The sequence below is a fragment of the Haliea sp. genome (assembly GCF_040222615.1).
GTDB lineage: Bacteria > Pseudomonadota > Gammaproteobacteria > Pseudomonadales > Halieaceae > Haliea.
Map to the genome: position 1 here is coordinate 1 of NZ_JAVKCQ010000065.1, position 11,899 is coordinate 11,899.

An 11,899-nucleotide genomic window follows, 5' to 3' on the forward strand; every position below is an offset into this window, starting at 1 on the left:
TGGTTCGCACGGGTGTGCGTATGGGGGGGGGGGGGGGGTAGGGCGTGGGGCCGGGGGGACCGTCGACGGCCATGGAAGGCCGTCGCCGAGCCTACATGGATGTACTTGTGGCGTGTCCCGCCTGCCCCTCTCCGTGCTCCCGGCGCCCGTGCAGCCCGTGAACGAGATCGCCAATTAGCTGAGCCAGATTTTGGAACTACTGACGATGAACAACGAACTAGTGACCACAGACATTGATCCCCGCGGCGTCGCCACGGTGACGATTGACAACCCGGACAAGCACAACGCCTTCGACGATGTGATCATCGCCAGGCTGCGATTGGCCTTCGATACGCTGGCCGAGCGCACGGATGTCCGTGCGGTGGTGCTGGCCTCGAATGGCAAGCACTTTTCCGCGGGCGCGGACCTGGAGTACATGAAGCGCATGGCGGGCTATGACTACGGCCACAACCTGCGCGATGCGGAGGCGCTGGCGGGCATGCTGAAGGCGCTGTTCGGACTGCCACAGCCCACCATTGCCCGGGTGCAGGGCGCTGCTTTCGGCGGCGCGGTGGGTCTGGTGAGTTGCTGCGACATGGCGGTGGCCACGCGGGGCGCCATGTTTGCCCTGTCGGAGGTCAGGATCGGGCTGGTGCCGGCGACGATCAGCCCCTATGTCATCCGCTCCATCGGCGAGCGGGCGGCGCGGCGCTATTTCCTGACTGCCGAGCGGTTTGACGCCCACCGGGCGCTGCAACTCGGTTTGATCAGCGAGATCGCCGACGAAGAGGCGCTGGACAGCGAAGTGGCACAGCTGCTGGATGCGATCCTCGGCAATGGCCCGGAGGCAGTGCGCGCGGCCAAGGACCTGATTGTCAACGTCGCCGGAGAGGACATCACGGCGGAGCTGGTGGAAGACACCTGCGCCCGCATCGCCCACATCCGGGTCTCTGAGGAGGGCCAGGAGGGCCTGGCGGCCTTCCTGGAAAAACGCACACCCAACTGGCTCGGGAGCTGAGGCATGTTCACCAAATTGCTGATTGCCAACCGCGGCGAAATCGCCTGTCGCATTATCCGCACGGCGCGCCGGCTGGGCATCGCCACGGTGGCGGTCTACTCCGACGCCGATCGCGATGCCCTGCATGTGCAACTGGCCGATGAGGCGGTACATATTGGCCCGGCGCCGGCGCGGGAGAGTTACCTGGTGGTCGATCACATCATCGACGCCGCGCGCAGCACCGGCGCACAGGCCATCCACCCCGGCTATGGCTTCCTGTCGGAAAACGCCGGTTTCGCCCGGGCCTGCGCCGACCACGGCATCTGCTTCGTGGGTCCACCCACCGGCGCCATCGAGGCCATGGGCTCGAAGTCCGCGGCCAAGGAGATCATGGGGGCGGCGGGGGTGCCGCTGGTGCCCGGATACCACGGCGCCGACCAGGATCCCGCCCTGCTGCAGGCGGAGGCGGACAGGATGGGCTACCCGGTGCTGCTCAAGGCCACCGCGGGCGGCGGCGGCAAAGGGATGCGCCAGGTGTGGTCCGCGGACGAGTTCGACGCCGCCCTGGCGGCGGCCCAGCGCGAGGCCAGCGCCAGCTTTGGTGACGCCACCATGCTGGTGGAAAAATACCTGACCAAGCCGCGCCACGTGGAGGTGCAGGTTTTTTGCGACAATCACGGCAACGGTATCTACCTGGCAGAACGGGACTGCTCGGTACAGCGCCGGCACCAGAAAGTGATCGAGGAGGCGCCAGCCCCGGGCATGACGCCAGCGCTGCGAGAGGCCATGGGCACCACAGCGCTGCAGGCGGCGCAGGCCATCGACTACCGCGGCGCGGGCACCGTGGAGTTCCTTCTCGACGAGGATGGCAGCTTCTATTTTATGGAGATGAATACCCGCCTGCAGGTGGAGCATCCGGTCACCGAGATGATCACTGGACAGGATCTGGTGGAGTGGCAGCTGCGGGTAGCCGCCGGCGAAACCCTGCCCCTGACCCAGGAACAACTGGTGCTGCGCGGACACGCGTTCGAGGCACGGGTGTACGCCGAGGACCCGGACAACGATTTCCTGCCGGTGACCGGCACCCTCGCCTATCTGCGCCCACCGGCGGAGTCCCCCCACGTGAGGGTGGACACCGGGGTCCAGCAGGGCGATGAGATCAGTGTGTTCTACGACCCGATGATCGCCAAGCTGATTGTTTGGGACGAATCCCGGGAACGGGCGCTGCAGCGCCTGGCCACGGCCCTGATGGACTACCGGATTGGCGGTACCGTTACCAACCTGGACTTCCTCTACAACCTGGCCACCGCCGGACCCTTCCAGCGCGCTGAGCTGGACACCGGCTTTATCGAACGCCACAGTGCGCTGATCTTCCATGAGCGGGAGCAGGATCTGCAGCGGGAGTTGCCGCTGGCGACGCTGGCCCTGCTCCTGTACCGGCAGCAGCAGGCTGCCCCGGGCAGCGACAGCGATCCCTGGTCCCCGTGGAACAGCGGCAACGCCTGGCGCCTGAACGAACCCCACGCCCACAACTTCGTGCTGCACTGTCACCAGCAGGACTTCCCGGTTGCCGTGACACAACAGCGGGACGGCAGCTACCACATCCGCAGCAATGGCCGCGAAGACGTCCTGCGCGGGCAGCTCGACAGCGACCTGCTGCAGGTGGAACATGCCGGCCACCGCCAGCGCGCGACCCTGGCCCCTACCGAGGATGGCTTTACCCTGTACCTGGCAGAAGGCGCCTGCCACTTCCGCGAGGTGCGCCCGGACACCGGTGAAACCGACAACAGCGGCGCCGGCAGCGGCCTGGTCGCCCCCATGAACGGTACGGTGGTCACCCTGCTGGTTGAACCCGGCACCCGGGTGGAGGCGAAAGCCCCGCTGTTGGTAATGGAGGCGATGAAAATGGAACATACCATCCGCGCACCCGCCGCCGGGGTGGTGGAACAGTTCTTTTTCGCCGCCGGTGACCTGGTGGACGGCGGCGCGGAGCTGCTGGCCTTCACCCCGGGGGAGGACACGGAATGACCCTGCCACAGCAGGTAACCCTGGTCGACGTCGGCCCCCGGGACGGGCTGCAGAACGAGCCCGGCCTCGTGGCCCTGCAGGACAAGCTGCGGCTGATCGACGACCTCGGCGCCGCCGGACTCCGGGTGATTGAGGCGGGCAGCTTCGTCAACCCGAAGTGGATCCCGCAAATGGCGGACAGCGAGGCAGTATTTGCCAATCTACAGCGCCGGCCCGGGGTTCGCTACAGCGCCCTGACACCCAACCTCAAGGGCTTCGAACGGGCGCTGGCGGCAGGCGCTGATGAAGTCGCGGTATTCGGCGCGGCCTCGGAGGCGTTTTCCCAGAAAAATATCAACTGCAGTATCGGCGAGAGCCTGCAGCGCTTCGAACCTGTAATGGCGGCGGCGCAGGCGGCAGGCCTGCCAGTGCGCGGCTACGTGTCCTGTGTGCTGGGCTGCCCCTATGAGGGTGATATCCCGCCGGCGGCGGTGCTCCAGGTCGCTGCTACGCTGCTGGAGATGGGCTGCTACGAAGTCTCCCTCGGCGACACCATCGGCACCGGCAACGCAGGCACTATGCAGCGCCTGTTGCAGACCCTGCTGGCGGACATTCCGGCGGCGCAACTCGCTCTGCACTGCCACGACACCTACGGCCAGGCGCTGGCCAATATCCTGGTCGGGTTACAGCACGGTATCGCCACGGTGGATGCCTCCGTCGCCGGCCTCGGTGGCTGCCCTTATGCCCGGGGAGCTTCGGGTAACGTCGCCACCGAGGACGTGCTGTACATGCTGGACGGCCTGGGGATAGCAACCGGCGTCGATCTGCAGACGCTGGTCGCCGCAGGCCAGCGTATCTCCGCCGCTCTGGGCCGCCCGAGTGGCTCCCGGGTGGCCCGGGCCCTGGGCGGGGCCGGGGAGAACGGCTGACATACCGGGGCGGTTCCCGGCGTGGTACAGTCCTGCCCGGGAAGATACGGAAACCTGCATGCCGCCTCCGCCAGTCACAGTCCAGCGCTACGCAGCGGCCACCATCGTCGCCACCAGCGGGCTGTTCCAGGTTGCCAGCCTGTGGCGTTTCCGGCTCAGTGAAGGGGTGCTGCTCACGGCCCTGATCGGCAGCGTCTACCTGCTCATCGCCATCGGCCTGTTTGGTCGGTCCCGTTTTACCCTGTTTCTCGCCGCGGGGGTCTGTGCGGCCTTCCCGGCCCAGCTTCTCGCCACCGGCCCACCCTGGCCGTGGCCGGCGGCGGACCTCCTGCGCTTTGCCTCGGATGTCGCCGTGGTCGCGCTGTGCGGCCGGGTGCTGTGGTCTGTGCGCAAGCTGCCCAGTATCTAGGGCCGATTCTGGCTAGCCACAGCGCCAGGGGCCGGCCTATAGTGCGGCTATGAAGAACAGCATCCTGCAGACAGAATCCATCCGCGACCTCGATCCCGAGGCCTGCCAGCGCGCCCGGATGGCCCGCGATGTGCGCTTCGACGGCGTTTTTTTCCTCGCCGTGCGCACCACCGGCATCTACTGCCGCCCGGTGTGCCCCGCCCGCCAGCCGGCGGAGCGCAACGTCGAGTATTTCCGCGCAGCCAGCCAGGCCGCGGCGGCCGGGTACCGGCCCTGCCTGCGCTGCCGGCCGGAAGCTGCTCCGGGAAGCCCCGCCTGGCTGGGGAGTTCGGTGACGGTCCAGCGCGCCCTGAAGCTGATCCACGCCGGCGCGCTCAACGAGGGCAGTCTCGCAGACCTGTGCGCAAGACTGGGCATAGGGGAACGCTACCTGCGCAAGTTGTTCCAGCGGGAGCTGGGCGTATCACCCGTCGCGGTCGCCCAGAACCAGCGCCTGCTGTTCGCCCGCCAGCTGCTGCAGGAGACCGCACTGCCGGTCGTCGACATCGCCTACGCCGCCGGATTCGGCAGCGTGCGGCGCTGCAACAGCGCGTTCCAGGACAGCTTTGGCAAGCCCCCCGGCGCCATGCGACGCCAGCGGCAGCACAGCTCCGCGAGCCCCCACATCCGCCTGCAGCTGCAGTATCGCCCTCCCTATGACTGGGACGGGGTACTGGACTTTTTTGCCCGCCATGCGGTGGAGGGGATCGAGATTGTCGAGGGCGAGAGCTACCGGCGCAGGATCCTGTGGCGGCAGCAAGCGGGGGAAATACGGGTCCGCCACCTGCCTGCGCGCCGGGCCCTTGAACTGGAACTGCGACTGCCGGATCTCGCCGGCATGATGCCGGTAGTGCAGAGGGTCCGGCGCATGTTCGACCTGGACGCCAATCCCGATGTGATAGCCACAGCGCTGGAGCGGGAGGCCGCGCTGGCAACCCTGCTGCAGCGGTTCCCCGGCATGCGCTCACCGGTGTGCTGGAGTGTTGCCGAGGCGACAGTGCGGGCCGTGGTCGGCCAGCAGGTCAGCATTGGGGCCGCGCGCACGGTGTGCTCGCGCCTGGCGGCCGCCGCAGCCCCGGGGAACGGGGAAGCACGCGTATTCCCGGCACCGGCGGCCATCACCGCGCTGGATGACTGCCACTTCCCCATGCCCGCTCGCCGGCGCGACACCCTGCGTGCGGCATGCGGCCTGCTCACCCGGGAGAGTGAGCCGGACGAAGAGCAGCTGCTGGCGTTGCCCGGAATCGGCCCCTGGACCGCGGCGATGGTCGGGATGCGGGGACACGGCCAGCCGGATGCCTTCCCGCCCCGCGATCTGGGACTGATGCGCGCCTGGGAGGCCCTGCCCCAGGCGACGGAATCGCTGCACACGGCCAGCGAACGCTGGCGACCCTGGCGGGCCTACGCTGCCAACCTGCTCTGGCGTAGCCTCGGCACCTGAAGGAGAAAACGATGTGAATACCCTGACGATCGACAGCCCCCTTGGGCCCCTGCAATTGCTCAGCGAGGAGAACCACCTGACCGCGATCAACTTCCCGGGGCAGCATAGCGGCACAGCGGACAGCGCCAACCCGGACAGTGTCCTGGGAGCGGCCAGACGCCAGCTTGAGGAGTATTTCGCCGGGCACCGCAAGCGCTTCGACCTGCCCCTCGCCGCTGGCGGCACCCCCTTCCAGCAGAGCGTATGGCAGGCGTTGGCCGCCATTCCCTGGGGGGAGGTGCGCAGCTATCGGGATATCGCGCTCACTATCGGCAAGCCCAGAGCAGTGCGTGCGGTGGGGGCGGCCAACGGCCGCAACCCGCTGCCGATCGTGGTGCCCTGCCATCGGGTGATTGGCGCCGATGGCTCGTTGACCGGCTTTGCCGGCGGCCTGCCGCGCAAGGTACAGCTTCTGACCCTGGAGGGCAGCTACCCCTGAGCTGTGCTCAGGGGCTGTTGGCAATAAAGCCGATCCAGGTGGCTTCGTTGATGAAACCGCCGCCCCAGCTGGCCCACTCCTCACCCAGGCCAGCCTCGACAATGCTGTCCAAGGACTGACCGGCGGCCAGCTGCGCGCGGACGGCGTCACTGGTGGCAACAAGCATGTCCCGGTAACGCTGCAGGTCTGCCCGGGTGGCAAGGCTGCCGTGACCGGGCACGATCACCGAGGCCTCATCCACTCGCGCCAGCACCGCCTCGACGGCGGCGATATAGCCTGCCACGGAGCCACCGGACCCCAGGTCGACGAAAGGAAAGCCGCCATTGAAAAAGAGATCGCCCATGTGGACCACATTCTCGCTGGTGAAGTACACCACGCTGTCGCCGTCGGTGTGCCCCGCGGCGTGGTGCTGAACCTCGATATCGTCGCCGTTGAAGTGCAGCGCCAGCGAGTCGCCGAAGGTAATCACCGGCAGGGCGCCCACAGGGCTGGGCTCGACCACGCGGTCAAAGAACTTCATGTCCTGGCGGGTGGACATGCGCTCACGGACATTGGTATGGGCGACCACGACGGCGCCACGATCGGCCCAGAACAGGTTGCCTCCCACGTGATCGGAGTGCCAGTGGGTGTTGACGATAAAGCGCGGGTTGGCGTCGGCGCCAACCAGATCGGTCAGGGCGGCCTCGTAGGCGGGCACCATTTCGACGTAGTCATCGTCGACGATCAGGACGCCGTCCTCGCCGATGGAGGCTACGACATTGCCGCCGCGCCCCTGCAGCAGGTGCAGGGTGCCGGTGAGTGAACTGGTGGATACCGTGCCGTCCTGAGCCACCGCGGTCGTCGCGAGGGCCAGGGCGCAGGCGGTGAAGAATGCCGCGGCCAACAGGACCGGGGCAGCAAAGGCCCCGCGGTGTAGTGTCAGGTGCTGTCTGTCGGGCTGGGGCATGGGACCTCCCTGGAAGTCAGGCGTTGAGATCCGGAATCAATTCGTCCTTCAGGCGCTCTATGCTGTCCTTCAGGCGCAGCTTTTCCTTCTTCAGGCGCTGCAGCAGGATCTGGTTTTTGTACGGAAATTCGTACAGCTCGGCGATCTTCTCGTCCAGCGCACGGTGCCGCGCCATAAGCTGCATCAGCAGCATGGCAGGGGTGAGCTCTTCGTTGGCGGCGTCTTCCTGACCGTTGCCAAACAGGCTGCGCGGTGGCTCATTCATTGTTCGACTGGCTCCTGCCCAAGCAGATTCCCGATGGGCCTCAACTCTATACCTTCTTGCTTTACCGACACAAGCATGCTGTTAGCGCCCGCTCACAGGAGTGGCGTACTGGCGCTGATTGGCCAGCAAGGCCGGCCACAGCGGGTTGCCCGCATCGCCCACCGCCAGGAAATCCGCGCTCAACAGGGTATCGCGGCAGTTGTAGCGCAGGGGATTGCCGTCCAGGCCCAGCACGCTGCCCCCGGCGGCCTCCAAAACAGCCTGACCGGCGGCGACATCCCATTCACAGCAGGGCGAGAACCGGGGGTAGACATCGCCACGCCCCTCGGCCAGGTGGCAGAACTTGAGCGCGCTACCGCTGTTTTCCCGCTGCAGGGGGCCGCGTTGCGCCTCCAGCCAGGCCAGGCAGGCATCGAGCTGGCGGTTGCGGTGACGACGGCTGGCGAGCACGGTCAGGCTGCGGGGGGCGGCAGTGCCACGGTCGTCTTCCAGCACCCGGGTTGCCAGTGGCCGGCGTTCCCAGGATTCTCCATCGACAGTGCTGAAGCGCGCGGCGAGACTGCCTGGAATCCCCGCGTAGGCGAGCTTTTGCAGGGGAATATACAGCAGCCCCAACACCGCGCGATGATCCTCGATCAGGGCAATATTGATGGTGAACTCGCCGTTGCCGGCGACAAACTCCTTGGTACCGTCGAGCGGATCCACCATCCAGAAGCGCCGCCAGGTATGGCGCTGGGCCTTGGTCTCCGCGGAAGATTCCTCGGACAGCAGCGGTACGCCGGGGGTCAGTTGCGCAAGCCCGTCCCGGAGATGAACGTGGGAGTCGAGATCGGCGTGGGTCAGCGGCGAATCATCCGCCTTGGCCCGCAGCCCGCTGTCGCCCGGAGCGTGGTAGTGCCCACAAATCAGCTCCCCGGCCTCGAAGCAGAGCCGCAGCAATGGCTGGATCAGGACGTTCAGATCGACCACGACAGCTATCCATGTGGAAAGCCCCGGATTATACCATCCCCCGGCCGCCCTGCGCCGTTGGTTGGGCACACTCGACGGGAACAGCTGCACGAGAGCCCAGACTGGCCGCACCTCGCCGGCCGCACCTCGCCGGCCGCACCTCGCCGGCAGCAGCTCGCCAGCAGCCCCGGCTGCGCGTCCTGCAAAAAAACGGCATAATGCTCCGCCACCCGCAACGGTCACCCGCGCACATGATTGACTGGGACAGCATCGACACGGTTCTGCTGGACATGGACGGCACCCTGCTGGACCTCCACTTCGACAACTACTTCTGGCTGGACCACCTGCCGCGCCTGTATGCCGCCAAGCACGGCATCCCCGAGGCCGACGCCACGACCAGCCTGCACGGGCGCTTTGGCGGCCAGCAGGGCACTCTGGACTGGTACTCCCTGGACTACTGGAGCACCCAGCTGGACATGGACATCCCGGCGCTGAAACGGGAAATCCAGCACATGGTCAGCTTGCGCCCGTTTGCGCTGGAGTTCCTGCAGCAGCTGCACGCCGGCCCCTGCGATGTCGTCCTGGTCACCAACGCCCACCGCAAGACCCTGGATATCAAGATGTCCCAGATCGACATCACCCCCTGGTTCGATCGCCTCGTGGTGTCCCACGACCTGCGGGCGCCGAAAGAGGACCAGGCGTTCTGGCACGCCCTGCAGCAGCTGCACCCTTTCAACCCAGCGCGTACCCTGCTGATTGACGACACCGAGAGTGTGCTGGAATCCGCCCGCCAGTACGGCATCGCCCATCTACTGACCCTGTTGCAGCCCGACAGCCAGCACCAGAAGCGTATCGAAACCCGCTTTCCCGGCATCCATCACTTCGATGAAATCATGCCCGGAACCCTGCCCCGAACCGGCGAGCCCCACAGCCCGACATGAGCGAGTCCGGCAAACTGCGTATCGACAAATGGCTGTGGGCGGCGCGCTTCTTCAAGACCCGCAGCCTGGCCAAGGCCGCCATCGAAGGTGGCAAGGTGCAGCTGGACGGGCAGCGGGTGAAGGTGTCGAAGGAGATCGCCGTTGGCGACCGGCTGCAGATTCGCCAGGGCTGGGACCAGCGTGAGGTGGTGGTCGAAGCGCTGTCAGACCAGCGCCGGGGCGCACCCGAAGCGCAGCAGCTGTACACCGAGACTCCCGCCAGCATCGCCAAACGGGAGACTGAGGCAGCGGCCCGCAAGGCGGCTGGTGGCATGATCGACCGGCCTGCGCACCGCCCCACCAAGAAGCAGCGGCGGCAGATTCACCGCTTCAAGGAGCAGCCCGGGGATTAACCACCCCGCCTACCCCACCACAATCGCATTGCGGCCCTCGTCCTTGGCCCGGTAAAGCGCCTGGTCCGCCAGGCGCACCAGATCACCGGAAACAAGGTCGCCATCGGGGGAAATCGACACCAGCCCCTGGCTCACGGTGATGCAGGGCGCCACCGGCGACTCGCCGTGGGGAATGTGCTCCTCTATCACCAGCTGACGCAGCCGCTCCGCGGTGCGGAGGGCGATTTCCTGGTCGGCGCCGGGCAGGATCAGGATGAACTCCTCGCCGCCGTAGCGCGCCACCACCTCGCCGGCCCGGGTCACCGCACGCTGCATCACGTCCGCCAGTTGCTGTAACACCTGGTCGCCAGCGAGGTGGCCATAGGTATCGTTGTAGGGCTTGAAGTAATCCACATCCAGCAGGATCAGCGACAGCATGCCGCCGTTGCGGCGGGCGCGGTTGATCTCCTCCTGCAGCACCCGGTTCACCAGACGCCGGTTACCGAGCCCGGTCAGCTCATCGACATTGGCGAGGTCCGTCAGCTGGCGGCGAGCATCCCGCAACTGACGGTTGCGGTCGCGCAGGCTGTTGGTGAGGTCGGCGAGTTCCCGCGACATGGTCTCGCGCTGCCAGTTGACGGATATCAGGCTGCGGATGGAGGCGTGCACCCGCTCACTCACTGGCAGCATCAGGGCGCAGATCACCAGCGTCACGAAACCGATCAGCAGGTTGAATGGCCCCTCCCAATAGTGCACGAGGTACCACCAGCCGATTGGCCAGAGCGCCGCATAGAGCTGGGCCAGGAAATACTCCCGCAGGGCCAGGGTCGCACCGAGGGAGAGCAGGGTGATCATGAAAATCAGCAACAGGAAAACCTGCTGCATGCTGTCCGGCACCCGCGGCGCCATCAGCACGAAGGCGGAAGACCACACCAGTCCGGTCAGCGTTGCGCCGAGCAGCAGCGCCCAGTACACCCGGGCCGGGTGCTGCTGGTAGTGTCGCGCCACCAGGGCGTTGCTCATGTAGTGCCATCGCACCAGCAGCAGGAGCGATACACCAAAGGCCCACAGCACTAGCCAGAGGATGGGAATGAATTGCCAGAACAGCGCCAGCGCTGCGGCCACACCCAGCACATTGGCGGCAATACTCGCGGCACGGCCGTTCTGCATCACCATTTCCAGTTGTGATGCGAACAACTCCTCGTTGGGTATGTGGCGCTGGTAGATCATGCGCGCATCCTGCCCCGAAGCGAGCGCCCGGGACAACCGAATTAGCACCGCCTGCGACTTCCGTCACACCACAGGCGACAGCGCGATCACAGCTGCGAACCAGCGCACATTCCGGCCGGGACCGCAATTGCCACCTGCACAGGATTGGGACAAACTCCCTTGCCTATCGTTGGAGCCCACTGTGTATTCCTGGACCGCCATTCGCAACTTCTGCCTGGCCCTGCTGCTGGTCCCGATCGGACACTTTGCCTGGCTCGCCGCCCGGGACGCTCTGCAAATCACCCACAGCTCTCCGACCGCCTGGCAGAAAGAGGTCGAGGCCTATACCCGTGCCGACCAGCGCACGGCGTTGCCGAACCTGCCCGTCCTGGTCGTCGGCGGCCGCCGGGTCACCCTGTGGCAGGACCTGCCTGACATGCTGGCGCCGCAACCCGTGCTGATGCGTGGCCTTGGCAGCGCCGTCATCGAGGATATCCTGCACTACTACGACCGGTTGATCGGCTTCTACCGCCCCTCCAGCGTCGTGCTACTGCCTGGCAACAGCGAGTTCCACCTGCGCGATGACAAGACTGCCACCGAGCTGGCAGCCGCTATCAAAGCGCTGGAACTGAAGGATGCGGGGCTGCGGGGGAACGGTCGCTTTATCGTCTTTGTCCCGGTGAAATCACCCGTTTTTCCCCGGGACTTTGCCGCCATCGACGAGACAGCGACGTTGCTGCACCGCTGGGCGAGGGGCCGGCCAAGAGTCACGGTGCTGGACCCCAATCCATTGCTGCAGGATCTGGCCGGCAACCCCAGCGGACGCTTTTTCTGGCCCGACGGCATGCACCTGAACAACGCCGGCTATACGCGCCTTGGAGCGCTGCTGCAGGACGCCCTGAGACACAGCGCGGGCCAGGCCAGGCGACAAGAGAAATAA

13 protein-coding genes are annotated in these 11,899 nt (G+C 66.4%); 9 read left to right on the top strand and 4 right to left on the bottom strand.

Annotated features, from left to right (window positions below):
• The first annotated feature begins 205 nt into the window (after positions 1-205).
• From RJQ10_RS05595 to RJQ10_RS05620, 6 genes are read left to right on the top strand one after another with little or no spacing between them, the layout of a single operon-like run.
• Positions 206-997, top strand: coding sequence for an enoyl-CoA hydratase/isomerase family protein (locus RJQ10_RS05595; protein WP_350144476.1), 792 nt, complete (start codon positions 206-208; stop codon positions 995-997).
• 3 nt (positions 998-1,000) lie between these two features.
• A complete protein-coding gene (locus RJQ10_RS05600) occupies positions 1,001-3,004 on the top strand; it encodes an acetyl/propionyl/methylcrotonyl-CoA carboxylase subunit alpha (protein WP_350144478.1) in 2,004 nt (667 codons plus the stop codon).
• Positions 3,001-3,912, top strand: a complete 912-nt coding sequence (locus RJQ10_RS05605; protein ID WP_350144479.1) for a hydroxymethylglutaryl-CoA lyase — start codon at positions 3,001-3,003, stop codon at positions 3,910-3,912. The genes RJQ10_RS05600 and RJQ10_RS05605 overlap by 4 nt, the downstream gene beginning before the upstream one ends.
• A gap of 58 nt (positions 3,913-3,970) precedes the next feature.
• On the top strand, positions 3,971-4,321 hold the full coding sequence (locus RJQ10_RS05610; RefSeq protein WP_350144481.1) for a hypothetical protein: 351 nt from the start codon (positions 3,971-3,973) through the stop codon (positions 4,319-4,321).
• A 49-nt stretch (positions 4,322-4,370) separates the two neighbouring features.
• Positions 4,371-5,801 carry an AlkA N-terminal domain-containing protein gene (locus tag RJQ10_RS05615; protein ID WP_350144483.1) on the top strand — a complete coding sequence of 477 codons (1,431 nt, stop codon included), beginning with the start codon at positions 4,371-4,373 and terminating at the stop codon, positions 5,799-5,801.
• Between the two features lie 13 nt (positions 5,802-5,814).
• On the top strand, positions 5,815-6,279 hold the full coding sequence (locus RJQ10_RS05620; protein ID WP_350144485.1) for a methylated-DNA--[protein]-cysteine S-methyltransferase: 465 nt from the start codon (positions 5,815-5,817) through the stop codon (positions 6,277-6,279).
• 7 nt (positions 6,280-6,286) lie between these two features.
• Here the strand turns inward: RJQ10_RS05620 and RJQ10_RS05625 are convergent, their stop codons facing one another.
• From RJQ10_RS05625 to RJQ10_RS05635, 3 genes are all read right to left on the bottom strand, one after another.
• Complete coding sequence (locus RJQ10_RS05625; protein WP_350144487.1) at positions 6,287-7,225, bottom strand: MBL fold metallo-hydrolase; 939 nt, start codon at positions 7,223-7,225, stop codon at positions 6,287-6,289.
• A gap of 16 nt (positions 7,226-7,241) precedes the next feature.
• The gene (locus tag RJQ10_RS05630) at positions 7,242-7,490 is read right to left on the bottom strand and encodes a YdcH family protein (RefSeq protein WP_350144489.1); all 249 of its coding nucleotides are present in this window, start codon (positions 7,488-7,490) and stop codon (positions 7,242-7,244) included.
• Between the two features lie 81 nt (positions 7,491-7,571).
• Entirely contained in the window at positions 7,572-8,459 is an 888-nt protein-coding gene (locus RJQ10_RS05635) for a 3'(2'),5'-bisphosphate nucleotidase CysQ family protein (RefSeq protein WP_350144491.1), read from the bottom strand.
• Between the two features lie 230 nt (positions 8,460-8,689).
• Between RJQ10_RS05635 and yrfG the strand changes: the two genes are divergently transcribed.
• Together yrfG and RJQ10_RS05645 are read left to right on the top strand one after the other, a co-directional pair.
• Positions 8,690-9,379, top strand: a complete 690-nt coding sequence (yrfG, locus tag RJQ10_RS05640; RefSeq protein ID WP_350144493.1) for a GMP/IMP nucleotidase — start codon at positions 8,690-8,692, stop codon at positions 9,377-9,379.
• Entirely contained in the window at positions 9,376-9,771 is a 396-nt protein-coding gene (locus tag RJQ10_RS05645) for an RNA-binding S4 domain-containing protein (protein ID WP_350144495.1), read from the top strand. The genes yrfG and RJQ10_RS05645 overlap by 4 nt, the downstream gene beginning before the upstream one ends.
• Positions 9,772-9,780: 9 nt before the next feature.
• Here RJQ10_RS05645 and RJQ10_RS05650 read toward each other — a convergent pair whose 3' ends face one another.
• On the bottom strand, positions 9,781-10,980 hold the full coding sequence (locus RJQ10_RS05650; protein ID WP_350144497.1) for a GGDEF domain-containing protein: 1,200 nt from the start codon (positions 10,978-10,980) through the stop codon (positions 9,781-9,783).
• 181 nt (positions 10,981-11,161) lie between these two features.
• On the opposite strand from RJQ10_RS05650, the gene RJQ10_RS05655 reads away from it, so the two are divergent.
• Complete coding sequence (locus RJQ10_RS05655; protein WP_350144499.1) at positions 11,162-11,899, top strand: SGNH/GDSL hydrolase family protein; 738 nt, start codon at positions 11,162-11,164, stop codon at positions 11,897-11,899.